This window comes from Streptomyces sp. NPDC020681, from assembly GCF_044334895.1.
GTDB lineage: Bacteria > Actinomycetota > Actinomycetes > Streptomycetales > Streptomycetaceae > Streptomyces.
Genome location: NZ_JBIRTX010000005.1, coordinates 162,611 through 185,761 on the forward strand (window position 1 = coordinate 162,611; position 23,151 = coordinate 185,761).

25 protein-coding genes and 3 pseudogenes are annotated in these 23,151 nt (G+C 68.3%); 11 read left to right on the plus strand and 17 right to left on the minus strand.

The window, feature by feature from the left end; all coding sequences use genetic code 11:
* Window positions 1–70 precede the first annotated feature (70 nt).
* The gene (locus ACH4YL_RS13765; protein ID WP_398507498.1) at window positions 71–577 is read right to left on the minus strand and encodes a winged helix-turn-helix transcriptional regulator; all 507 of its coding nucleotides are present in this window, start codon (window positions 575–577) and stop codon (window positions 71–73) included.
* A gap of 75 nt (window positions 578–652) precedes the next feature.
* Here ACH4YL_RS13765 and ACH4YL_RS13770 point away from each other — a divergent pair, with 75 nt between their 5' ends.
* Together ACH4YL_RS13770 and ACH4YL_RS13775 are read left to right on the plus strand one after the other, a co-directional pair.
* On the plus strand, window positions 653–1,105 hold the full coding sequence (locus ACH4YL_RS13770) for a nuclear transport factor 2 family protein (protein WP_398507499.1): 453 nt from the start codon (window positions 653–655) through the stop codon (window positions 1,103–1,105).
* 44 nt (window positions 1,106–1,149) lie between these two features.
* Window positions 1,150–2,514 (plus strand): RNA polymerase subunit sigma-70, encoded by a 1,365-nt coding sequence (locus tag ACH4YL_RS13775; RefSeq protein WP_398507500.1) that lies wholly within the window; start codon window positions 1,150–1,152, stop codon window positions 2,512–2,514.
* A 27-nt stretch (window positions 2,515–2,541) separates the two neighbouring features.
* On the opposite strand, the gene ACH4YL_RS13780 is transcribed toward ACH4YL_RS13775, so the two are convergent.
* Entirely contained in the window at window positions 2,542–2,844 is a 303-nt protein-coding gene (locus ACH4YL_RS13780; RefSeq protein WP_398507501.1) for a hypothetical protein, read from the minus strand.
* 269 nt (window positions 2,845–3,113) lie between these two features.
* Between ACH4YL_RS13780 and ACH4YL_RS13785 the strand changes: the two genes are divergently transcribed.
* The 6 genes from ACH4YL_RS13785 to ACH4YL_RS13810 all read left to right on the plus strand — a co-directional run bounded on the left by ACH4YL_RS13785 (window position 3,114) and on the right by ACH4YL_RS13810 (window position 11,132).
* Complete coding sequence (locus ACH4YL_RS13785; RefSeq protein ID WP_398507502.1) at window positions 3,114–3,881, plus strand: SDR family oxidoreductase; 768 nt, start codon at window positions 3,114–3,116, stop codon at window positions 3,879–3,881.
* Between the two features lie 155 nt (window positions 3,882–4,036).
* Entirely contained in the window at window positions 4,037–5,671 is a 1,635-nt protein-coding gene (locus ACH4YL_RS13790; protein ID WP_398507503.1) for a GMC oxidoreductase, read from the plus strand.
* A gap of 220 nt (window positions 5,672–5,891) precedes the next feature.
* Window positions 5,892–6,992, plus strand: a complete 1,101-nt coding sequence (locus tag ACH4YL_RS13795; protein WP_398507504.1) for a substrate-binding domain-containing protein — start codon at window positions 5,892–5,894, stop codon at window positions 6,990–6,992.
* 157 nt (window positions 6,993–7,149) lie between these two features.
* The gene (locus ACH4YL_RS13800) at window positions 7,150–9,570 is read left to right on the plus strand and encodes a polysaccharide lyase 8 family protein (RefSeq protein WP_398507505.1); all 2,421 of its coding nucleotides are present in this window, start codon (window positions 7,150–7,152) and stop codon (window positions 9,568–9,570) included.
* Window positions 9,571–9,654: 84 nt separating this feature from the next.
* A complete protein-coding gene (locus tag ACH4YL_RS13805) occupies window positions 9,655–10,380 on the plus strand; it encodes a heparin lyase I family protein (protein ID WP_398507506.1) in 726 nt (241 codons plus the stop codon).
* A gap of 32 nt (window positions 10,381–10,412) precedes the next feature.
* Window positions 10,413–11,132, plus strand: coding sequence for a heparin lyase I family protein (locus ACH4YL_RS13810; RefSeq protein ID WP_398507507.1), 720 nt, complete (start codon window positions 10,413–10,415; stop codon window positions 11,130–11,132).
* 225 nt (window positions 11,133–11,357) lie between these two features.
* On the opposite strand, the gene ACH4YL_RS13815 is transcribed toward ACH4YL_RS13810, so the two are convergent.
* The 10 genes and pseudogenes from ACH4YL_RS13815 to ACH4YL_RS13860 all read right to left on the minus strand — a co-directional run bounded on the left by ACH4YL_RS13815 (window position 11,358) and on the right by ACH4YL_RS13860 (window position 18,643).
* Window positions 11,358–11,630, minus strand: coding sequence for a hypothetical protein (locus ACH4YL_RS13815; protein ID WP_398507871.1), 273 nt, complete (start codon window positions 11,628–11,630; stop codon window positions 11,358–11,360).
* Window positions 11,631–11,988: 358 nt separating this feature from the next.
* The gene (locus ACH4YL_RS13820) at window positions 11,989–12,588 is read right to left on the minus strand and encodes a hypothetical protein (protein WP_398507508.1); all 600 of its coding nucleotides are present in this window, start codon (window positions 12,586–12,588) and stop codon (window positions 11,989–11,991) included.
* A 41-nt stretch (window positions 12,589–12,629) separates the two neighbouring features.
* On the minus strand, window positions 12,630–13,043 hold the full coding sequence (locus ACH4YL_RS13825; RefSeq protein ID WP_398507509.1) for an STAS domain-containing protein: 414 nt from the start codon (window positions 13,041–13,043) through the stop codon (window positions 12,630–12,632).
* Between the two features lie 433 nt (window positions 13,044–13,476).
* Complete coding sequence (locus ACH4YL_RS13830) at window positions 13,477–13,947, minus strand: DUF5994 family protein (protein ID WP_398507510.1); 471 nt, start codon at window positions 13,945–13,947, stop codon at window positions 13,477–13,479.
* On the minus strand, window positions 13,944–14,213 hold the full coding sequence (locus ACH4YL_RS13835; RefSeq protein ID WP_398507511.1) for a hypothetical protein: 270 nt from the start codon (window positions 14,211–14,213) through the stop codon (window positions 13,944–13,946). Before ACH4YL_RS13835 ends, ACH4YL_RS13830 begins: the two co-directional genes overlap by 4 nt.
* 5 nt (window positions 14,214–14,218) lie before the next feature.
* Window positions 14,219–14,821: a DUF5994 family protein gene (locus ACH4YL_RS13840; protein ID WP_398507512.1), complete on the minus strand. Its 603-nt coding sequence runs from the start codon at window positions 14,819–14,821 to the stop codon at window positions 14,219–14,221.
* A gap of 393 nt (window positions 14,822–15,214) precedes the next feature.
* Window positions 15,215–16,048, minus strand: a pseudogene (locus ACH4YL_RS13845) (alpha/beta fold hydrolase); the annotation flags it as partial.
* A gap of 94 nt (window positions 16,049–16,142) precedes the next feature.
* Window positions 16,143–16,964 carry a DUF427 domain-containing protein gene (locus ACH4YL_RS13850; RefSeq protein WP_398507513.1) on the minus strand — a complete coding sequence of 274 codons (822 nt, stop codon included), beginning with the start codon at window positions 16,962–16,964 and terminating at the stop codon, window positions 16,143–16,145.
* Between the two features lie 120 nt (window positions 16,965–17,084).
* Window positions 17,085–17,564, minus strand: a complete 480-nt coding sequence (locus tag ACH4YL_RS13855; protein ID WP_398507514.1) for a carboxymuconolactone decarboxylase family protein — start codon at window positions 17,562–17,564, stop codon at window positions 17,085–17,087.
* Window positions 17,561–18,643: a dihydrodipicolinate reductase gene (locus tag ACH4YL_RS13860; RefSeq protein WP_398507515.1), complete on the minus strand. Its 1,083-nt coding sequence runs from the start codon at window positions 18,641–18,643 to the stop codon at window positions 17,561–17,563. The genes ACH4YL_RS13855 and ACH4YL_RS13860 overlap by 4 nt, the downstream gene beginning before the upstream one ends.
* Before the next feature lie 162 nt (window positions 18,644–18,805).
* Here ACH4YL_RS13860 and ACH4YL_RS13865 point away from each other — a divergent pair.
* Window positions 18,806–19,024, plus strand: a pseudogene (locus ACH4YL_RS13865) (aldo/keto reductase); the annotation flags it as partial.
* 34 nt (window positions 19,025–19,058) lie between these two features.
* Here the strand turns inward: ACH4YL_RS13865 and ACH4YL_RS13870 are convergent.
* The 3 genes from ACH4YL_RS13870 to ACH4YL_RS13880 all read right to left on the minus strand — a co-directional run bounded on the left by ACH4YL_RS13870 (window position 19,059) and on the right by ACH4YL_RS13880 (window position 19,966).
* Window positions 19,059–19,250: a DUF6381 family protein gene (locus ACH4YL_RS13870; protein ID WP_398507516.1), complete on the minus strand. Its 192-nt coding sequence runs from the start codon at window positions 19,248–19,250 to the stop codon at window positions 19,059–19,061.
* Between the two features lie 132 nt (window positions 19,251–19,382).
* Entirely contained in the window at window positions 19,383–19,751 is a 369-nt protein-coding gene (locus tag ACH4YL_RS13875; RefSeq protein WP_398507517.1) for a low affinity iron permease family protein, read from the minus strand.
* A gap of 38 nt (window positions 19,752–19,789) precedes the next feature.
* The gene (locus ACH4YL_RS13880) at window positions 19,790–19,966 is read right to left on the minus strand and encodes a CsbD family protein (RefSeq protein WP_398507518.1); all 177 of its coding nucleotides are present in this window, start codon (window positions 19,964–19,966) and stop codon (window positions 19,790–19,792) included.
* Window positions 19,967–20,165: 199 nt separating this feature from the next.
* On the opposite strand from ACH4YL_RS13880, the pseudogene ACH4YL_RS13885 reads away from it, so the two are divergent.
* Window positions 20,166–20,363 (plus strand): annotated as a pseudogene (locus tag ACH4YL_RS13885) (DUF2785 domain-containing protein); the annotation flags it as partial.
* 12 nt (window positions 20,364–20,375) lie between these two features.
* On the opposite strand, the gene ACH4YL_RS13890 reads toward ACH4YL_RS13885, so the two are convergent.
* Window positions 20,376–21,590, minus strand: coding sequence for an RNA-guided endonuclease InsQ/TnpB family protein (locus tag ACH4YL_RS13890; RefSeq protein ID WP_398507519.1), 1,215 nt, complete (start codon window positions 21,588–21,590; stop codon window positions 20,376–20,378).
* A gap of 142 nt (window positions 21,591–21,732) precedes the next feature.
* Here ACH4YL_RS13890 and ACH4YL_RS13895 point away from each other — a divergent pair, with 142 nt between their 5' ends.
* Window positions 21,733–22,032: a hypothetical protein gene (locus tag ACH4YL_RS13895; protein WP_398507520.1), complete on the plus strand. Its 300-nt coding sequence runs from the start codon at window positions 21,733–21,735 to the stop codon at window positions 22,030–22,032.
* Window positions 22,033–22,054: 22 nt separating this feature from the next.
* Here ACH4YL_RS13895 and ACH4YL_RS13900 read toward each other — a convergent pair whose 3' ends face one another.
* Window positions 22,055–23,008 carry a transposase gene (locus ACH4YL_RS13900; RefSeq protein ID WP_398507521.1) on the minus strand — a complete coding sequence of 318 codons (954 nt, stop codon included), beginning with the start codon at window positions 23,006–23,008 and terminating at the stop codon, window positions 22,055–22,057.
* Window positions 23,009–23,151: the final 143 nt, after the last annotated feature.

Genomic DNA, 23,151 nt, shown 5'->3' on the forward strand with positions numbered 1-23,151 from the left:
TGGTCGCGTGCAGCTCGTGCTCCTCCGCGGCGGGCTGCACGTCGGAATGCATGATTTCACTTGCGTGATGTCACGCGCCGCTTTCGCCGTCGACGAAGCGGTGTACGAGCATCGTCCCGGGTGCGGTCTTCGCTCCGGGTCCCGGGACGGGCTCGACGTCTTCGGAACGTACGGTTCGGCCGCAGGCGGAGCAGGTGACCGACGGAACGAATTCCTGGCCGCAGGCGGCGTGGCGGAACAGGACCGGCGGCCCTCCGTCCGGGGTGGTCCAGCGGTCGCCCCACGCCGTCAGTGCCATCAGGATCGGCACGAGCTCGCGACCTGCCTCGGAGAGTGTGTACTCGTGACGCGGCGGGCGGTCCTGGTACTGCGAGCGGTCGACGATGCCGTGTTCGGTGAGTGTCCGCAGGCGCGCGGTCAGCAGGTTGCGTGAGATGCCGAGGTCTTCGACGAGGTCCTCGAAGCGGCGGAAGCCGAAGTACAGGTCCCGCAGGATCAGCGGCGACCACCAGTCGCCCACCGCTTCCAGCGCATGGGCCATCGAACATTGCATCGCGGAGTAGCTGGTCTGGCGCACGGCTCAACCCTAGTGCATTGCAGCATTGAACTGACTGTGTTTGACTCAGTTGCACCATTGAACTTGGAGGTCGCCGTGTACCACCGCATCGTCGCCACGAAGATCCGCCGCACGTTCGCCGACATGAGCGCCGGCAAACCCCAGTCCCTGGCGAGCGCGATGGCTCCCACGTTCACTTACCGCTTCTACGGCGACCACGCGCTCTCCGGCGAGCGCCACACCCTGGACGCGTTGCGCCGCTGGGCCGAGCGGGGCGCCCGGCTGATTCCGGACCCGCGGTTCCGGGTCGACGAGGTCATCGTCACCGGTCCCCCGTGGGCAACGCGCGTCGCGACCCGCGTCTCCGTCAGCGCAGAACTGCCGGGCGGGAGCCGGTACGAGAACGTGTTCATGCAGTTCATGCATCTGCGCTGGGCCAAGATCACCGAGGTCCGCACGCTGGAGGACACCGCGGTGCTCGAGCGGGCGCTCGACACGGTGGCGGCGAGCGGTGTCGCCGAGGCGCATGCGGCTCCGATCTCGGACTGACCGTGCGCCCCGGTTCGGTGGCGGTGGGCCTTAGCGTGTGAGGCATGACGGCGAAGTGTCGGATCTGTGGGCGCGCGATCGAGACCGGTGGCGGGCCTGGGCGGGCCGCTTCGTACTGCTCGCAGGCGTGCCGGCAGCGCGCGTACCGGGAGCGGCGAAAGCCTGCCGGGGTGCCTGTCGAAGAGCTGATCACCGAGATCGGTGACCGGCTGCGGAAGGTGCGGCCGACTCCCCCGCTGGCTTTCCACGCGGACGTTGAGGCGCTGTCGCCACGGTTCGCGCAGCTGCGGCGGCTGGCCCGCGAGGCGCGTGAGGCGCGTGAGGCGCGTGAGGCGCGTGAAAAATCTGCCGCGCCCGAGGGTGTCCCGTCGGACGTCACCGATACGGGATTCGTCACGCCGGACGATGTGACGAATCCCGGTGACGACGGTGAGGCCGCCTTCGGCGTTCTCGCCGATCAGCACCGGCGTGAGCTGCGCGTGCACTGCTACCGGCTGCTCGGCTCGTACGACGAGGCGGAGGACCTGACGCAGGAGACATTCCTGCGGGCCTGGCGGGGGCGGGCGACACTGGAGGGCGTCGAGAATCCACGGGCCTGGCTCTACAAGATCGCCACCAATGTCTGCCTGGACTTTCTGCGGAAGCACAACCGGCGACCGACCGCCTACGAGCCGGTGCCGGGCATGGACTCCGGTGACGGGCCGCCGCCGCCACGGCTGCCGTGGCTGCAGCCGTTCCCCGACGACCAGTTGCCCGAGTCGCCTACGCCGCAGCACGAGCCGGACGATCAGGCGGTGGCGAGCGAGACGCTCGAGCTGGTCTTCTTGACGGCCATTCAGCGGCTGCCGGCGCGGCAGCGGGCGGCGGTGATTCTGCGCGATGTCGCCGGGTGGTCGGCCCAGGAGACGGCCGATCTGCTGGGCTCCAGCCTGGCTTCGGCGAACAGTGCCGTCCAGCGGGCCAGGTCCGCCTTGCGGGAGGCGCTACCGGGGCGGCGCGAGGACTGGTCGGCGGCGGAGGAGCCCAGCGCGGAGGATCTGGCGCTGCTGAATCGCTATATGGCCGCGGCCGACCGGGCCGATGTGGACGCGATGGTCGAGCTGGTGCGTGCGGACGCGGTGCTGACGATGCCGCCGAATCCGTTCTGGTTCACCAGTCGCGACGCGCTCTTCGCGTTCGTCCGGCCGAACCTTGATCCGGCGTCACCGATGTTCGCGGGAAACTGGCGGTTCCTGCCGGTGCGTGCCAATGGCCAGTTGTCGGTCGCCGGTTATCTGCAGCGTCCCGGCACCAGTGTCTTCAGGGCTCAGGTGATCGACGTGCTGCGTGTCGAGGAAGGGCAGATCGCGGAGATCACCACGTTCGAGCCGCATCTCTTCCCGGCGTTCGGGTTGCCGATGACGCTCTGAGTACCCGTGATGTCCAGCGCGAGGAGTTCAGGCAGCGCCGCTGACGCCTGGCGCGACAAATCGCCTGTAGAGCGGGGCGAACTCCGCCGGGGGGTCGCTCTTCACACCCAGTTCGCCCTTGAGCACAGGTGCGATCCGGTCGGCGATGAACTGTGCGAACTGCTGCTCCGACTCCCAGATGTCGAGCACGTGGAAGCCGTCGTCCGCGAACCAGCACACGTGCAGCACGCACCCGTCCGGAACGTCCTTTTCCCAGCGCACCCGTTCGCGCACCGCGTCGTACAGGTCGGGTGTGATCTCGGGCCACACAAAGGTCATCACGACTGCCATGGCGGTTCCTCTCTGTCGCCTCGGTGCGCGCGCCTCTGCCGGTGCGGCACGGCACGGCCAAACTAAGCGGGTCAGGCCGGCCCGGCACTTCGGAGCAGCCATTCGGGCTCGGGTTGCCACCCGCATCCTCGGCCGGCCGGACGCAGGACGGACGAGGGCGTCCAATCGGCTCACCAGCTCAATGCGCGGCGAACGATGAGTTTGCGCGGCAGGCACGTCGTACGGGGCGACGGGCGCACACGGCGCCCCCGTGCAGGGAGACGAGAGCCATGCTGAAGGACAAGGTCGCGGTCATCTACGGCGGTGCTGGTTCGCTGGGCGCAGGTGTCGCGAAGGCGTACGCCGCGGCCGGCGCGCGGGTGTTTTTGGTGGGCCGAACAGAGTCCACGCTGCGGGAGGCCGCCTCCGGGACCGGTGCCGAGTACGACGTGCTCGATGCCCGTGACGAAGCGGCCGTCGAGGCTCATGCGTCCTCGGTCGTCGAGCGGGCCGGCCGGATCGACATCTCGCTCAACCTCGTGCCGCGAGGGGACTTCCAGGGCGTGCCGCTCACGGAGATGTCGCTCGCGGACTACACGAGGCCGGTCGTGCAGGGCATCGCCTGCCAGTTCATCACCGCCCGGGCCGCGGCCCGCCGGATGGCCGCGCAGGGTTCGGGCGTCATCCTGTCGCTGGACAGCGGGTCCGCCAACGGCAGTCCGATGCTCGGGGGCACGGCCGCGGCGGACGGTGCGATCGACGCGCTGATCCGCCAGTTCGCCCAGGAGGTCGGCCCTGCGGGAGTCCGCGTCTGCGGGATCTGGACCGCCGGCGTCACCGACAGTCTGACGGCGGAGAAGCTGGCCGCGGCCGGAGCCACAGGTCTGGACGAGGCCGCTGTCCAGGGCATTCGCGGTCACCTCGACAACCTGCGGATGACCAGGCGCTCGCCGCGGATCGCCGACATCGCCGCGCTGGCGACGTTCCTCGCCTCCGACGCCGGCTGCTCCATCACGGGTACCTGGGTCAACGCGACCGCGGGAATGTTCGCCAGCTGACGTCGTGTCGGCCGCGGCTCCTTCCGCCGCGGCCGGCGACTGGCCGGTTCCCTTCAGTACAAGATCGGACACAAGTTACTTTTTGGTATGCCGTGACTTAACAGGCCAGAAACAGTAGAACCTGTTCTCACTCCACCGAGAGTGAGGAATGTCACATGAGCGATTCTGTCAAGCGTGGTACGGGTTCTGACGGCGTATCACGCCGCAGATTCATCGCTGGAACCGGTTCTATTCTTGGAGCCGTGGCCTTAACGGGTCACCACACCGCGGCCCAGGCGGCGGCCACCGCCGTGATCACCCCCGGAGCCCACGTCCCCGTCCTGGTGATCGGCACCGGATACGGCGGCTCCGTCGCCGCTCTGCGTCTCGCCCAGGCCGGCGTCAACGTGCACATGATCGAGATGGGCATGGCCTGGGACACCCCCGGTTCGGACGGCAAGATCTTCTGCAACACGACCACGCCGGACTACCGGTCCTACTGGCTCCGGACCAAGACCAAACAGCCCCTGAGCAACTTCCTCGGCTTCCCGCTCGACAAGACCATCCCCCGCTACACCGGGATCCTGGACGCCGAGGAAATGGGCGGCATCATCGTCTACCAGGGCCGTGGCGTCGGCGGCGGCTCACTGGTCAACGGCGGCATGGCCGTCACGCCCAAGCGGGAGAACTTCGCCGCCGTGCTCCCGTCGGTGAACCCCGACGAGATGTACGGCACCTACTACCCGCGCGCCAACGCCGGGCTCGGGGTCTCCACCATCGACCCGGCCTGGTTCGACACCGTCGACTGCTACCAGTACGCCCGGGTCGGCCGCAAGCACGCCCAGCGTTCCGGTTTCCCGTTCGTCTTCGTACCGGACGTATACGACTGGAACTACATGAAGCAGGAGGCGGCCGGAACCGTCCCCAAGTCGGCGGTGGCCGGCGAAATCCTGTACGGCAACAACTACGGCAAGAAGTCGCTCCAGCAGACCTACATCGCCCTGGCCAAGGCCACCGGCAGGGTCACCATCTCGCCGCTGCACAAGGTCACTTCGGTCGCCCCGGCGGCCGACGGTGGCTACACGGTCGTCATCGACCAGATCAACACCAGCGGTGACACCACGACCACCAAGACCGTGACCGCGGACAGGGTGTTCTTCGCGGCCGGCAGCGTCGGCACCAGCAAGCTGCTCACCAGGCTGAAGGCCACCGGCGCGCTGCCCAACCTCAACAACGAGATCGGCATGGGATGGGGCGACAACGGCAACGTCATGTGCGGCCGCGCCAACCACCTGTGGGACCCGACCGGCAAGGTCCAGTCGAGCATCCCGTGCTCCGGCATCGACAACTGGGCTGCGGGCGGCGCGTTCGCCGAGGTCGCACCACTGCCCACCGGGATCGAGACGTACGCCTCGTTCTATCTGTCGATCACGAAGAACCCGAACCGTGCACAGTTCTCCTGGAACGCGGCGGCGGGCAAGGTCGACCTGAACTGGCAGACCGCCTGGAAACAGCCGTCCATCGACATGGCGAAGACGATCTTCGACAAGATCAACGCGAAGGAGGGGACGATCTACCGCACCGATCTCTTCGGCACGTACAAGATCTGGGGCGATCACCTGACGTACCACCCACTCGGCGGCGCGGTACTGAACAAGGCCACGGACAACTACGGCCGCCTGCACGGCTATTCGGGCCTGTATGTGATCGACGGCGCGCTGATCCCCGGGAACACCAGCGTGAACCCGTTCGTCACGATCACGGCGCTCGCCGAACGCAACATCGAGAAGATCATCGCGACCGACCTGTAGCCGCCCGGTAGTCCCCCAGTAGTCGCCCCGTAGGTACTCGAACTCGCGCGGCCCTTTCGTTCCTGCCAGATGGGGCCGTGCGATCCCGTTTCTGGAAGTACTGGATTTGCTGGGCCTGAGTACGCCGGTTCGGTCACTTTCCGGGCACTCAATCCTCGATCGAGCTCGATACGCTGCAAACTGTCACGGCGTCGCCGACGGGACGAGCCCAGGGGGAACAGTGCGGGAGAGCGTGGACGAGCGGCACAAGCGGGTACTGCGGCTCGTGCGGGAACGTGAGAGCGTGCGGGTCGTCGACCTCGCGGTCGAGCTCGGGATCTCGGTGGAGACCGCCCGGCGGGACGTGGCCGCACTGGCCGACGTGGGCCGCGTACGGAGGCTGCACGGGTCGGTGGTCTGGCCGACGGCCGAGCTGAGTGCGCGAGACGTCAGGCTCGCCCGTCAGGCGCCGCCCGCGCCGCCCAGCGGCCTCACGCTGGGGATGGTCGTACCGGCCGCCGACTACTTCTACCCGTCGGTCATCCGCGGCGCTCGCGCCGCGGCAGCCGCCGCCGGTGTGCGTCTGCGCGTCGGAATCACCGACTACCGCAGGGAGCGCGATCCGGCACAGATCAAGACCCTGATCGAGGCCGGCGTCGACGGCCTGCTGCTGACGCCCAATTGGAGCATCGACGGCCCGAGCGAAGCGGATCTGCAGGAGCTCGGCGAGCTGCGGGTTCCCGTGGTGCTGATGGAGCGGCAGATACCGATGGGCGCGTCCGGAGCAGGGCTCGACCGGGTGAGTTCCGACCATGCGGAGGGTGCCGCGGCAGGTGTGCGCCATCTGGCCGGGATCGGCCACGGGCGGATCGCGCTGATGTCCCGGACCACACACAGCCGGCCCCGCATCCGCCGTGGATACCGGGCCGCGATGAGCTCACTCGGCCTCCCCGACGACGACCTCTCGGCCCTGAACTCCGCCCCGACGGGCTACTACGACACCTTCGAGAGCGACACGGACCGGTTGCTCGACCTGATCGAATCCGACGGGGTGCGGGCGGCGATCGTGCACACCGACACCGATGCGATCAACCTGCTCCAACGCCTGCTGATCCGGGGCTACCGCGTGCCCGAGGACTTCGCGATCGTCTGCTACGACGACGAGTTGGCCGAGCTGGCGGATGTGCCGCTGACCTCGATCGCACCGGCGAAGCGCGCCATCGGCGAGTCGGCCGCAAAGCTTCTGTTGCGCCGGCTGGAAAACCCCGCGGTCCAGAGCACGCACATCGAGCTGCTGCCTCAGCTCCATGTGCGGGAGTCGTGCGGAGCCCCATCCAAGTGACCAGTGACTGACCGATACTTGACCGATTGACAGCGGAGTATTGACTTCAGTCATCCGGAATCCCAATCTGGCCAACCAATGAGGCCGCTACGCGCACGTGCTGCGGCGGACTCACGTGCCCGCCCCCGACGGCGTCCCCGCAGAGATTGGGTCCTCCATGACCGGTTCCACCTGGCATCGCCGCGCCTTCCTGCAAGCCGCCGGCGGCACCGCCCCGGCCACGGGGCTCACCGGAGTGACGTTCCGTCCGGCCTTCGCCAGTGAAACAGCCGACTCTGCCGAGGAGTTCGCGGTCCTGCGCGGGAAGTGGCGTGACCTCGTGCTGGGTACGGGCTTCAGCCCGACCGCCGAACCGTTCAAGACCCTGCTCGCCGACCTCGGCAACACGGCCCGCGGATACCTGTCGACCATGGCTCCTGCGAGCGGTTCGCTGTGGCCGGGCATGGTGTGGGCCGACCCGGAGCCGGATCTCGACGCGGAGTCGTACGCCTTCTCGGGCCGCATGAACGACAGCTACAACAGGCTGAGCGTCATGGCACAGGCCTACTGCCAGCCCGGCACCGGGCTCACCGGAGATGCGGTGCTCCTCGAAGCGATCATCGCCGGGCTCGACCACATCCACACCGACGTCTACAACGAGAGCACCACGCGATACGGCAACTGGTGGAACTGGCAGATCGGCTCCGCACAGGCGCTCATGGACATCTGCGTACTGCTCCACGACCAGCTGTCCGAAGACCGGATGGCCGGCTACTGCACGGCAGTCGACCACTTCCTGCCCGACTCGGCGGTGGCGGAGTACACCGGCACCAGCACCGGCGCGAACCGTGTCGACCTGTGCCGCGGCATCATCCTGCGCGGCATCGTCGGCCAGACCCCGGACAAGGTCGCGCTGGCCGCCCGGGCACTGACGCCGGTCTTCCCCTATGTCACGGCAGGCGACGGCTTCTACTCCGACGGCTCGTTCATCCAGCACCGCAACGTCCCCTACATCGGCGGCTACGGCTCGGTGCTGCACGACGGTGTGGGCCGGCTCCTCGCGCTGCTGCGCGGGTCCACCTGGGAGCTGAACGACCCGAGCACCCAGCTCTTCCTCGACACCGTCGAGACGGCCGTCGCGCCGTTCATCTACAACGGCCTGATGATGGACAACGTCTCGTCCCGCGGCATCAGCCGTCAGGGCGGCAGCGACCATCTGCGAGCGCACGGCCTCCTTGCCACCCTCGTACTCATCGGCCAGGGCGCGAGCCCCGAGGAGAACGCGCGCTGGCGGGCCATGGTCAAGGGCTGGCTGCGGCGCGACTACCACTTCCCGGCTCTCACGAACCCCGGCCTCAGCCTGATCCGGGCATCTCTGCTTCAGGGCGTGCAGGACGACACGTCCGTCAAGGCGGCCCCCGAGCCCGTCGAGCACCGGCTGTTCCACAACATGGACCGCGCCACGCACCGCCGACGCACCTGGGCCGCCTCCGTCTCCATGGCCTCGAACCGCATCGCCCACTACGAGTTCGGCAACGGCGAACACGCCCGCGGCTACCACACCGGCGCCGGCTGGCTCTCCTGGTGGGGCAGCGACTTCGGCCTCGAGCAGTACTCCGACGCCTACTGGCCCACCGTCGACCCGTACCGCCTGCCCGGCATCACCGCCTCCCGCAAGCCCCTCGCCGACGGAGAAGGCGGCAACTGGGGCCAGCCGATGCCCGATTCGGCCTGGGTCGGCGGCACCACCGACGGCGAGTTCGGCGCCACCGGCCAGCACCTCAAGGGCATCTCCAGCACCATGAACGCCAAGAAGTCCTGGTTCTGGCTCGACGACTCCATCGTCTGCCTGGGCGCGGGCGTCACCTCCACGGACGGCTACCCGGTCGAGACCACGATCGACAACCGCCACCTCGGTACGAGCGGCGCACCGGCCCTGACGGTCGACGGCAAGTCCCAGCCGACGGCGCAGGGTTGGACGGGCACCTTCGACGACGCCGAGTGGGCCCACATCGAGGGCCAGGCCGGCTACGTCTTCCCGGGCGGGGCCAAGGTCGGCGCGGTACGGGAGGAACGTACCGGCGCCTGGCGCGACATCAACACCGGCGGCTCCCCCGACCCGATCACGCGTCGCTATCTGACCCTGTTCACCGACCACGGCACCGACCCGGTCGATGGCGGCTATGCGTACATCCTGCTGCCGGGCGCCGGCGCGAAGTCCACCGCGCAACGCGCCTGCGACAAGGGCTGGCTGCGGATTCTCGCGAACACCGGTGACCAGCAAGGCGTACGCGTCCCCAGACTCGGCTTCACCGCGGTCAACTTCTGGAGCGCGGGCACGGTGGACAGGCTCACCGCCAGCGCCCCTGCCTCGGTACTCGTCCGGGAGAACCGCGACGGCACCGCCGTCATCGTCGTCTCCGACCCCGCCCGCCGGGCCACCTCCCTGGACGTCACCTGGAACCGGCGGGTCTCCAGGGTGCTTTCCAAGCCCGCCACCGTCGCCTCCGCCACGACCGGGTCCTCGCTGAGGCTCACCTTCAGCGACCTCACCGGCGCCGCCGGCGCACCCCAGAAGATCACCGTCCGCCTCGGCTGATCCCTTGAACGACGGGTTGACATCGTTGCCAGCCCGTCTCCTTAGGTACTCCCCCACCAAATTCCCCTCAGCAAGGAGGAGACAGTGCATCGAAGCAACGTCCGATCGGTCCCCAGCGGGCGACTGCTCGCTCCGACCGCGGTCGCCGCGGCGCTCTCGCTCGTCCTGGCAACACCCGCGCACGCCGCGGTGGAATGGGACGGCGACGCGGACAACGGAGGCACCGCCGTATTCGCCTCGATCCTTTGCGACGCGCCGTCGTACGTCTACCAGCCGGACTGGAACGACGGCCGCGGGAAGATCTTCGGCTTCACCAAGGTGGCAGGCTCCGACCGTTGCGAGGGACACGGCATCGCCGGACGCACGCTCACATCCGGCAGGACGTACTGGTTCGGCTGGGAGTCCATGACCAAGACCGGCAACGCCCAGACCGTCTTCCAATGGAAGTCGTGGGGCACCGGTGACGAGCAGGACCAGAACTACCCGGTGCTCATGAAGGTCGAGGACAGCCGGCTGAAGATCTGGTACGTCGCGCCGGGCGAGCAGTGGATCTCCGCCGGGAGTGTTGCCTGGACACCGGGCACCTGGAACAAGATCGAACTGGGCATCAACGCCCAGACATCCACCAGCGGTTCCTTCGCCCTGTACGTCAACGGCCGGCTGGTGGTCGACCGGCAGAGCGCACGGACGTGGGACCTCAAGGGGAACGTCCCCCGCTGGGGCACCTACGGCACCACGATCAACAGCGTGGAATCGGTCCACTGGGTCAACGGCCTGAAGATGGGCACGACCCGCGCCGACGTCGACTAGTCCCGCCTGACAGCACTCATGAAGGGAACCTCATGCGCCGACGTCTCATGGCACTGCCCGCCCTCGCAATCGCCTGGTCCCTCGTCACCGCCTCCCCTGCCAGTGCCGCCCTCATCTGGAACGGTGACGCCGTCAACGGCACAGGCGTTTTCAAAACTCTGGAGTGCGACTCCCCGGGCAGCGTCACGGCCGCCAGTTCCGACGGGCTCACCTACTGGAAGATGGACAAGCCCAGTGGACTCCCGCGCTGTGAGGCCCGCGGCATCAGGGTCGGCGGCAGCGCCTACACCTTCCAGAACAACAGCACCCACTACCTGGGCTGGACCAGCAATCTGAATGTCGTCGACGGCGACTTCGTCACCTTCCAGTGGAAGTCGTATCCCAACGGCGACCAGAACTATCCGCTCATCATGACGGTCAGGGACGGTTCGCTGCGGCTGTTCCACATCCCGCAGGGCGCGACCGAGAGCTGGCAGCTGATCTGGTCGACACCGGTGTCCGCCTGGCAGTGGGACCGGATCGTCCTGGGCATCCACACATCGGACACGGCCTCGGGCGGCTGGGTCGACCTCTGGTACAACGGCGCCAAGCAGACGTTCAGCAACGGCACCACCCGCTTCACGGGCCGTACTTGGAACACCTACAACGATCCCAAGTGGGGCGTCTACGACCGCGATGCGCCCGAGCACGCCGCGACCAACCGCATCGACGACATCAAGTTCGGCACCACGTACGCCGACGTCGACTGGTAGCCCTCACGTTCGGCTCTGGCCAGTAATGGCGGCCGTGCTGGCCGGAGCACGTCGGCGGCAACACAACGACCCCGGCGTATACACACCGGGGTCGCCCTTCCGGGTCGGTCGCACGTGAGAGTGCTCCGGCCCGCTTTCCATGCTATGCCCGAGGAGCTGTCCCGGCATCAGGAGTTCTTTGGGCAATACATTGCCAGGCGCCCGAAAAACGGCCCCCGCGTCGCGTCAGCCGCGTTCCTCCTCTTCGGCCTCCATGAGCCGGATCCCGTGATGCGTCAGCGTGACCATCGCCGGTGTATTGCCTTCTGCCCATTCGACCGTGATGAGCCCCTCTCCCACCAGATACGCGCAGGCGGCGGCCAGGTCCTGCTCAGGAACCTGGAGGTCGTCGCGCAGCTTCGCCCCGGTAACGCCAAGGAGGCGATTGCCTTCCGTGGTCTCGTACAGGGCTTTCATGATCGCTTCGCGGTAGTGCTTCCGCTCGTGGAGTGTTGCCATGATTGCCGCCGACTCGTGCCGGGCACCGGAGGTGGCCATGAGCCGGGGCGGCGGTGCCCTGCCGCCCCGTACAGGGGCATCGCTTCAGACTTGGTCCATCTGCGTGCGGTCCTGCTCCGAGGACTGACTCGTCACCAGCCAGGACCGCGCCGGCTCTGAGCATCTCTGCGACCTGACGAGCGGCGTCGGGAGCCGAGACGCGAAGCGCTCCCGGTAATTTCACCCTACTCCGTCGGCGGTGCAGGGACGCGCGCATGACCAGGCATTATTCGGATCCGCATCCACTGGCTCGGCGACGCCCGGCGGAGAAATCGTGTCCCCTGGCTGGAGGTAATTGCTGGCAACGCAGACGGCCGGGCTATTCGGCCCGCTGCGTGCGGGCGTTGTGCGCGAGGCCGTCCGGGGTGGCCGCTGTTCGCTGCCCGATGGGCAGGACCAGTGCCCGAAACACTGCCGGGCCGGGTGGCCTGTGTACTTCGCCGATCTCTTGCCAGCCCCAGGACTGGAAGGTGGCAAGGGCTGCACGGTCTCCTGACGGCACCAGGGTGGCGCCGAGTGAGGCATGGCTGTCGGCGAGCAGGCGTGCCTGCAGCCGGCGGGCGAGGTCACGGTCCTGCTCGTGCGGGTGGATCACGATCTCGGTGATGGCGAAGACATGCCCGGATGCTGTGAGTTGCTCGATGTTCTGCGGCAGTGCGCCGTCGAAGCCACGCCACCAGGAGCTGTCACGCCTCAGCGGGAATCCGAAGGCACATCCTGCAAGAGCCGTCGTCTCCGCGATCAGAATCGCGAACCCCGGCCTGCGGACATCGTCTGCGAGGCGGCGCAGAAAGTCCTGACGGTTGCGGTACTCCTCACCGGCGGCTGTGTCGGAGGACTCGACGTACAGGTCGGCCAGGTCCTCCTTCACGCCCTCGGCCTGCCAGCGGTTCAGTGGGCGTAGGCGTACCGCATCCATGGGGGCAGGTTTGTCCGGCTGCCCTGCCCGGGACTGCTCTCTCACAACACACCCGCCGGAACGGCAGGAGATTTTCGTTCCATGAGATCCGCGCCGGACACACGCGGCAGGTCCGTCGGCCTTCCGAGAGGGACGGCCGGGAGGCCGAGGAGCAGGGTGCCGGTGCCAGTGAGGGCGAGGAGCCGGGCCACCACGGGGGGCGGGTAGTGCAACCGCAGAGATCCACCGGCGGCGGAGGTTGCGTGCGACGCGTCGAGGAAAGCGTTGAGGCCGGTCAAGTCGCAGAAGGTGAGGGTGGTGAGGTCGATGTCGATGGTGCGGATGCCGTCGTGCAGGCATTGCGCCAGCGTGCGGCGGACCAGGTGCGCCGTCGCCAGGTCGATCTCGCCGGCCAGGGTGATCAACGCCCGGCTGTTCTTGTCGTGCCGGTAGAGGGTCAGCTGTGGAAGTGGCATAGTGCCTCGGTTCAGGAGACCGGCCGGGCAGCGCCATGCGGTGCCGGATTCCCGGCTCCTGCGCGCTCCGTTTACGGTCGTACTCTCGTGCGGGCAGGCGAACGGTCGGTCCAGCAGCCTGTGTTCCAGGCAGAGGTCCAGCTGGTTCCCTCAGGGATGCACCGGGTGATCGGACGGAGTCCGCAGCCCGCAGGCATCAGTGCCAAAAGCAATGCGCGTCGGTATGGGGGCGTCGACGTCTCTATGCAGCATAGTCCGCGGTCCGAGCGAAGGGGGCGGCCAGAAGCTGCCGTTTCTCGGCCTGGTGGGCGACCGGTATCCCGGTGTCCGAGCCGTGCCGGCGGAGTGTCTGAATCTGGACACGCAGGACGCGGCGGGTCGGGGCCCGGCTGTTCGGTGCGCGCGTGCGGCTGGTGTGGCGGACGGACGTCCACTAGGCGGGGGTGATGCCGGTGTCAGTGAGGATCTGTTCTGCCGAGGTGCAGTTGCCGTCCTCCACGGCCATGGTCATCGCGGCGCGGGCGGCAACGGCGTCGGCTTGTGGCGGGATGACCAGGAAGGAGAAGTGGTCCTGGGGTCCGCGAGTGATGAGCATGGTGCTGTCGTCGACGGCGGACCAGTCGATACGGATCATGCGGTCGTCGATGACGAGGTGGCCCGGAGCGCCGTCCCAGGCGCTCGTGTCCAGTCCGACGCGTGCGACGGGTCCCAGGCGGGCGGCCAAGGCGGTGATCAGGCTGGGCAGTTGGGTCTCGATATTGCGGGTGCGCGGCCACCACGCCCCGTCGAACAACCCCACACGACTGGAGGTGGTCTCCATCCTCAGCACAGCGACACCCGGCTCCACCGGCTGGTTGCTCGTGTCGTCCAGGAGCCGTACGGGACGCGGTAGGTCGGCTGTCATGGGGCGCTGTCCTCGGGTGGCCCCCCTCTGCCGGACCGGTTCCGCAGAGACTTCTCCTCGGTACGACGCCACGGCCGGCGCCGCCACAGTCCGCCCGTCACACTGCGTGCTGCGGCGGCCCGCCCCGAACCCTTGCCCAGCGGCTGCGAACGGCCGGAGGGCAAGGCCGCCATGCGGTCGTCGTGCCGCGTGGTGAACAGTTGAAGCGCGAGCACGCCCACGGCGATCATCGCCAGGAGCACGATCACGGTCGCGAAGGTCACCACGCCACTCACGTTCCTTCCGCCGGAATCGGCCCACGGTCAATGACTGCACCGTGGGGGCTGCGAGAGTCCGTGCGGCGGGTGTCATGCCCGCCTTCGGAGTCCCAGACCCTCTCGCGGGTCGAGTCCCAGTCAGCCTCGGCCGCCATCCGGAAGAGCTCTGCCTCCTGGATCAAGCCGCTCGCTGTGAGACAGCGCTGCGGATCAGTGGCCGTGGCCATCAGCCGGGCGGCTGTGCCGGGGCTGGTCTCGGGCGGGATAACCAGCAGGTCCAAGCGGCCGGCGGTGTAGGAGAGGAGCAGCAGTTTGTGGGGGTCCTGCTCGGCCTTGAACCAGCCCACATGCACCACGTGCCCGGCGACGGGCACCTTGCGGGGGACGACCGGCCAGAATGTGGGGTTCACCGTGACACGCGTGATCCGCCCCCACAACGGGTCCAGTACGGCCGTCAGCGCGGGAAGTTCCGCCGTGAGATCGCGGGTGCGAGGCCACCACGCACCATCGATCAGTGCAGGAGCGGCGCCGACCGGCGCCAGCATGAGTCGGAGCGGCAGCACAGAAGAAGAGGGCCGGTCCTCGGCCGCAGGCGTATACAGAATGGTCGCGGTCATGACGCCGACCCTGCCCCGGGCCGGTCATGACCGGCCCGGTGTTGTGAATCGCCGAGAACGACACGAGCGCGAAGCTGGTGTACGAAGTGTTCTCGGTAACTCCAGGGTACTCCTGGTCACGGCCCGACGGACCGTTGCAGAGATACCAGTTGAACGGCATTCAGAAGGCCGGTCGTCCGCTGCCGCGGACGGCTACGAAACAGTTTGGCAGGGATGGCCGACCGGCACGTAACGGTCGCCGACCCAGTCCCAGCCCTCGGCGCAGACCTGGCCCGTATGTCCCGTGTAATCCTGGACGCTGATCGTGGGGTCCTGCGCGTCGGCGCCGTTGGTACGGCCGCCGTCCGGGCTGACGGGGCGGGTGTTGAAAATGGCGCCCGGATATGTCGCCCATCCCAGGAACGCCGCGGTGGTCGTCACGAACCGGTCGGCGTCGTCAAGCCACGGGTAGTGTCCGGCTCCGGGCAGGACGACGAGCTCGGCGTTCGGAAACAGCCCACCGAACTCCTCCACCGCGGCAGGCGGAGAGTTCAGATCGACCTCTCCGGCGAGCACGAGCACCGGCGACCCGAACCGTGCCAGCGCAGCACGGGTGGCGTCCGGGTCGAAGGCTCCGTCGGCGCCGAAGGCAATCGCCGCCTCCTGGTTCGACTGCTCGTTCTCAGCGGCCTTGTGGGCCCGAGCCGTCTCGTCCCAGCGGCCGTAGCCGAACGGCGCGATGGCCCGCCAGGAGTCGTCCGTTGCCTTGCCCGCGACGATCGCCTCCAAGGCCGCGAACGCTGGGGCGAACCATGGCTCGTCCTTGCAGAGCTGTGCGGTCTCGAGCCGCATGTCCGAGGTGATCGCGATCCCTACAGCCCTGGTACTCGGCGTGATCAGCGCGAGCTTGCTGACGCGTTCCGGATGGCGGCGCACATACAGCGCCGCCAGATTCGCTCCTCCGGAATGCGAGAGCAGGTCCATCCTCTCGAGGCCAAGGTGCTCGCGCAGCGCCTCGACGTCGTCGACGAGTCTGTCGCAGCGGTACGAACCGGCGTCCTGCGGTACCGCCGACCGACCGGTGCCCCGAAGATCCAGCATGATCAGCTGTCGGTGCGCGGAAAGGCCGCCGAGCTCGCCGAGGTACACGGAGGCCTGCATCGGCCCGGGCAGGCAGACGACCGGAGGGCCCTCCCCGAACACGTGGTACGCAAGCTCGGTTCCGTCATGAGCGGAGAAGGTAGGCATGTTCCAAGACCCTGTCAGCAGCCCTCGGGCACAGCAACCGGGTTACCCGGCATGCTGAGCCGGCCTTGATCGTCCAACGCCGCCGGCAGGACCTCTATCGCGACGGCTTGCTGAAGAAGGTGACCGGACGCTCCTGCCGCTCTCCCTCGACGACGATGTCGACGGACTCGTCATAGAAGGCCACCAGGTCCTTGATGATCCGCACGCCGGGCAGCGGATCGGGATAGCTCCAGGCAATGTCGGGTCGCACATCGCCACCGCCCGCCCACGACCAGTACTCGGTCGCCACACCCTTGTACGGGCAACGGGTTCGCGCATCGGTCCTGGTGAAAAGTTCGAGGCGGACGTCCTCCCGCGGGAAGTAGTAGCGGACCGGCAGATGCGTCTCGAACAGCAGAATTGGCGCACGCGTGTCAGCGACGACGGTGCCTTCGATCTCGACCTGTACGTGCCGGGTGCTGGGCAGCGCGTCCACCCGCTTGTGCGGGTCACGCGGGTGCACGAAGATCTCCTCTTCCTCTTCGTACCAGTGGTCGAGGACCTCGCGCCCGAACCATTCGAAGCTGACGTGACCGGCCAGCTCCTCGCCGGGATAGGTCCAGGCCGCTGCCGCGATTTTCAGGTCGGCGAGCACAAGGTCGTAGAAGACCGTCGCTCCCGCGTGCCGCCGCGGGTTGGCGGGCCGCTCGGTCCTTCGCAGCAGATCCATCCGGATGTCTCCGGCCGGGAAGGCGTACAGGGGTACGGGACGGGCGGGCTCCCACACAAGGACCGGCCGGCGGCTGTCCACGACCGTGACATCGCCCTTCGTCGCACGCACCCAGCGTTCGCTCGGTTCCCACACCACGCTGTCGAACGATTCGGACCGACGGCGTACGGCCGGCACGGCTTCCGCGCCCTCATTCGGTGTGGTCATCGGTCTCTCCTCCTCGCTCCGGCGGCCTCTGAGGGCCGGTACGCCCGATGCCACGGCGGCGCGCCGGCATCCATGTCCACGCTGCTCCGGTTCACGGCTCGCCGCAAACGCCGAGGCGGCTCAGCTCGTGGGCAGTACGCACACCGCGTCGAGGCCCAGCACATGGTTGAGCCGGCCGAACGCCAGCCAGGAGCCGATGCTCATGCTCAGCTCGACGATCTCGACCTGGCTGTAGTGCGCGGTCATCCGGGTCCAGAACTCGTCGTCGAGGTTGTGGTGATCCAGCGCGTACCGCTCGGCGTACTCGGCGGCAAGGCGGGTGCGGTCGTCGAAGGCGTCGGTGGTGCGCCACTGGGTGACTGCGTCGGGGAAGTCGTCCTCGACCTTCTCGCCGTCCCGGTCGGTCCGCCAGTCGAGGCAGAACAGGCAGCCGTTGATCTGCGCGATCCGCAGCCGCGCTGCCTCGAACTCGCGCAGCCCCAAGGTCGTATGGGCGTACACCGACAGCGAGAAGTTCGCGGCTGCCATTCCGATGCCGGGGACCATGTCGCCCCACACGTACCCGATCGGCTCCTGGCCCTCGGGAATGTCGATGATCATGACTGCTTCCTTCCGAGTTTGCCGACTGCGGGGCGCAGCGGGATGTCGAGCGCGTCGTAGAGCCCGGGTTCCGCGCCCACCAGCCAGTCGATGGCGCCGACCAGGCGGCCCACCGCGGTGGCGTTCCCGCCGGCGGACCGGTTCTCGCCCTCGTCGGTGGCCTCGACCGTGACTTCGATGCGCGGGCGGCCCTCGATGACCACCCGGTGTGCCCCGTCGCCGCCGCCGGGAGGTGCCGGCCAGTCCGGTGCGCAGGACGGGTGGATGCGGGTGACGTGTTCGATGACGATGCGGGGTTCGCCCTGGACGATGCCCTGGACCTCGAACCGCACGGCGCCCTGAGTGCCGGCCGCGAACTCCCCCATCGTCCTGGTGCTCACCGTGGCGTCGAGCGGGCGCCGGTCCGAGGTCTCGCGTATCTCGTCGAGTTGGACGCCCAGCGCTCTGGCCATCAGCCGTATCTGCCCACCCCACACCATGGTCGGGACCGTTTCGACGAGCATGAGCGGCTGGTAGTCCATCGGCTGGCCCATGCCGACCAGGTACCGGACCGAATCCTCCTGGTCGTAGGTGGAGTAGTCGAAGATCTCCTGGCAGCGGATCGCATCGATGGTGGTGCCGAGGCCGCTGATCAGCAGTGGCAGCACGTCGTTGCCCCAGCCGGGGTCGACACCGGAGACGAACAGGGAGCCGCCGCCGTCCGCGACGGCGGCAAGGACGGGATCCCGGAACTCCGGCGGGGCGTTGCGCTGGTCGTAGAGGGGGTACAGGGCCGGGGTGACGACCACCGCGCCGGCGCTGATCGCCCTGGTGATGTCGGCGAGTGCTTCGTCGGGGCGGATGTCGCCGGACGCCGCGTACACCACGGCGGTGGGACCGGCGGCGAGCACCGCGTCGATGTCGTCGGTCGCGGTGATCCCCAACTCGTGGGTGAGTCCGCAGAGTTGGCCCGCGTCGCGGCCGACCTTGTCAGGATTGTGGACGAGCACGGCGGTGAGTTTCAGCGCCGGGTGGGCGTCGACGGCACGGATGGCCGCGCGGCCCACATTGCCGGTACCCCATACAACCGTGGAAATCATGCGCGGAGGGTAGCGAGAGGGCGTATCACTTCATAGTGCCGTGACCGGAGCAGATTGCCCGGGCCGGGCGGTCGATCACAGGGCCGCGACCTCGGTCCTGTCGAGCCGGGCAGCCTCCAGGAACGCGGCTCTCGGACAGGATTCCGTCGCCGAGCACTTCGGCGCGCTCCGAACGAGCGGGTACTCGCCGTCGCACGCTCCCACGGCGCGTCACCCGCGCAGATCCGGCTCGCATGGACGCTCCCGCAGGGCGAGCATGTGCTGGCCATTCCGGGCACCGTCAACCCGGATCACTTGGTCGACAACCTGGCGGCAGGCGCATTGCGGCTGACGGACGAGGAGTTGACGCTCCTCGACTCGTCCGGCCACCAGGCGACATGAGTCCCGCCGGCCGAGGGCAGTCGGCCTCACGCAATCACTCCTGGGGGTAGATGTCCCCGGCACGCATGGCACTTTCCTGTTCGCTCCGGTCCCGCAGCCTGCGGGCCTTGTCCTGGAGCCGCTTCCGCTCCTCCGGGTCGTTCACCTGTTCCGCCTTCTGCTGCAGCTCGTCTGCCTCTCGCCGCAGCCGCCGGACGCTGCTGCCGGACTCGTCCGCCACGCCCATGGTCACTCCTCGGACGTCGAAATAGAGGGCACTCTCAGCGAACCAGCGCGGCACCGGTCTCGCATCCCAAGCAGTTGCGCGATGCCGTCACGGTGAGCTCCTGCGCGTCACCCGCGGTGCACTCAGGTGTCCTCAGGTGTCCTCCTCCATCCGGATCGCGGCCTTGAGGTCGTCGCGGGCCGTGCCGGGTCCGGCCTCCTGTGCCTCGATGAGAGCGGCGGCAATGGCATCGAGCTTGCGCTGGATCGCGCGCTCAGCCCGTTGCTCCGAGTTCTTCAGCAGGGCGAGAAGGATCAGCGTCACGGCCGTCATGCATTCCCCGGCGAGAACTTGCCACTTCAGTTCCAGCCCCGCGACGTGCACGGCAATGACACCGGCGACCAGCAGCAGGCAGAAGCAGAAGAAGGCCGGTGAGCTGGTGAGCCGCGACGCGCTCTCGGCCAGGCGCTCGAACCGCCCGCGTTCGGCGCCGCCGCGGTCGGCGGGGTGCTGAATCGTCATGGGACCTCGATGCCTCGGACAACCATTCCGTTGTGCCGCTAGTGCCCCGGCCTCCTCCGGAACCGGTCAGCGGCCTTGTCCGCCACCGCGTGTGCCTTGCCGCGCAGCACATCGCCGCGGCCCTCTCGCTGCATGGACCTGTCGCCCGTCGCCTTGCCGAAGGCCTCCTTGAGCTTGCCCTTCATCTGCTGCACTTTGGCTTTGCTCATGGTCATCGGGACATCCTCTCGTCTGGGGCGCGGCCCGCCGAGGTCGCGGACCTTGTTCGCCGTGCGACTGCTTCAGTTGTTTCAGCTGTTTCAGCGTGCGACCGGCTGCCGGGCTCCGCCATCCGGCGCATGCCGGGGACATCCGGGTACCCACCCGTCGGCGTAGAAACCTGAGCATGAACATGCATGCGGCGCCCGCTGGTATCCGGCCGAGACGGATCTTCGCGGATACGACGTGAGGCTCGGCTGGCTGCACGCCATTGCCCACGGTGCCGATCTGTTGGGCGCCCTCGGCCGGTGCGCGCAGGCCGACCCCGTGCCGCTGCTGGAACTCGCCCGCGCGCGGCTGCTCGGGCCGACGGAGCATCTCTTCGACGCCGTGACTCCTCCCCCTCATAAATGAGGGGGCTTCTCGCTATGCCGGGTTGGCGTCGCGACGGACCAGCCCGGCCCGTAGAACGTTGAGTGCACCCACCGTGTCCGCGTGCGCGGTGTGGCCGCACGAGACGCAGTGGAACTTCTCCTGTGTGGGCCGGTTCTCCTTCGCGACGTGCCCGCATGCGGGGCAGGTCCGGGAGGTGTTGCGGGGGTCCACGGCGACCACTTCCCGTCCGGCGCTCTCAGCCTTGGCGTGCAGGATCGTCAGGAACACCCCCCATCCGGCATCCGAGATCGAGTGGTTGAGCCCGGCCTTCGCGGAGGCCCCGTTGGGCAGGAAGCTGCCCGGCGTCTCGGGATCGGGCTTCGGCGCGGGGGCACCCACCATGTTGCGGATCTTGAGGTCTTCGTGCGCGATGAAATCGTGTTCGCGCACCAGGCCCAGGGCGGTCTTGTGCGCGTGGTCGAGCCGCTGGCGGCGGACCTTGCGGTGCAGGTCGGCAACCCTCTGGACGGCCCGCCGGTGGTTGGCGGTCCGCTTGTCCCGGCGCACACGCGGGAACCGGCTGAGAGCCTGCTGCGCGGCTTCGAGCTTCGCGGCGGCACGTCGGCCGTGGCGGGGGTTCTCGACAAATCCGCCGCCCGAGTCGGCGAGGAAGTTGGAAATGCCCATGTCGATGCCGACCACACTGCCGGTCGCGGGCAGCGGCTCGGGCTGCGGCCGCTCGACGGTCAGGACGACGTACCAGTGTCGGCCTTCGCGCTTGACCGACACGGTCTTGACCTCGCCCACCACCGGCCGGTGCCGGTTCACCTTCACATGCCCGACACCCTGGAAGCGGACGCGGGTCACCGGATCCTGCGGGGTGGCATCCCACCCGCAGCCGTCGCCGTCCTTCGGGAAGTCCACCGTGTCGAACCAGTTCACACCCCGGAAGCGCGGGTAGCCGGGCGTCTCCCCGGATTTGATCCGGCGGAAGAACGCCGCGAATGCCTTGTCGAGACGGCGCAAGGTGGCCTGCTGAGAAGAGAACGACCACCGGCCCTGCCGGTCCGGGTCGAGCGCCCGGATCTCCTTGAGCTGCGCGGACTGCTGCCCGTACTTGACGCTCGTCTTCGACACATGCCGCCAGGCGTCGCGGCGCTCCTGCAATGCCCCGTTGTACAGCGAGCAGTGATCACGCAGCATCTCACCCAGCGCGACCTGCTGGCCCACGGTGGGCCGCATGAGGAACTTGTACGCACGAATCACCCGGCCCACCCCCTTCCAATGCTGTGATCAACCTACCGGCCGTCACTGACAACGCAGCGAACTCCGGCGCTCCGCGGCCCCCGGTCTCAGGATGCGTTTCCCTCCCCCGGCTGAAGCCGGGGATACCCACGCAAGATCAGGGATGGAGGACGACCGGCTGGGCCTCGCGATCGCTCTGACGCTGACCCGGCCGGAGCTGACCGAACAGCAGGCAGTGGACTGGTTGAAGCCCATCGCCGAGGAGTTCGCGGCCGGGCAGCCGGGCCCCGTTCCCGCGCAGGCCTCCAACACGATGCGGACGCTGCGGGTGCTCTACCTGCTCGCCGACAGAGGCGTCCGGCCACACCCGTACGACGGCGATCCGCTGACCCCGCCGCATGCCGGAGCGGTACGTGAAGCGGTGGCGGCGGTGCTCGCCATCGCCTCGCCGTACGCCGGATAGCAGCTGGTGATCTCCTGCCGGTTCAGCTTCCGCTCTGCCTGCCCGCGGCCGCGTCGGCGACCCTGTCGCACCACTGCGTGTCCGGGTGGCCGGCACCGGAGCCGAGTTCCACGGCCTTGCGCCACCGCTCCCACAGGTCCGCGCGGCCCCAGGCGACGAAGCGCCGGTGTGCGGTGGCCGGTGAGATCCCGAACTGCGGGGGCAGTTGCTGCCAGCCGCAGCCGGACGTCAGGACGTACACGACTGCGGTGAGTGCGGTCCGCTCGTCGCGCGTTCTGGTCCCGCCGCCCTGCGGCCTTGAGGACGAGGTGGGCAGCAGCGGTTCCGCGGCCTCCCACAGGATGTCGGGCAGGAGCCGCTCGGCGAGTACGGCGTCCAGCGTGGCCGTGCCGCCGCTCTCCTCGTCCCCACCACGTGAGACGGGCACTTCGGACAGGGTTTGCTCCACCGTCTCACCTGGGGCCGCACTGCCGTCTCCGCCGTGCTGCCGGTACTCGTTCCACTCCTGGAGCGTCTTGCGGTGGCTGGCGATGAGCCACCGCATGTATTCGCGCATGATCTCCAGGCGTCTGCGCGGCACTTCGTCGTCCGGGCCGAGCAGTTCCAGCCCTCGTGCGGCCAGGTCCTCCTGGCGGCGCAGATAGCGGCGCTCGCCCGCCAGGAATCCGCCCCAGACGTCCTCGTCCACGCCGAAGAAGTGGCCGCGTTCGCCGGGAACCGCATAGCGCCTGATGAAACCGGTCTCGGACAGGCGCCGAGTGGCCAGTGAGATGGATCCGGCACTGACCCGCAGCGCCTTGGCCAACTCGGCCGACGAGACATGCGGAACGTTCATGATCATGAGATAGCCGATGATGCGGCCGTCCATCCGCCCAGCGCCCGCCAGTTCCCAGGCGAGACCCATCTCCTCGACGAACGCGCTGCGGTCCCAGCCTCCGTGGTCCCCTGCGGGCCGGTCCTCCACTGCGGGCGACATGATCTCCTCCAAGTTAAACTTTCATCTCACGCTAAAAGTTTTGCATCTTTTCGTTGACACGGCATTCTCCGCGCTCCAGGATTTCAGCACGCACCCCGGCTCCCGGCAAGAATGCGCCTCCGTGGAGACCCCGTCCGAGCCGG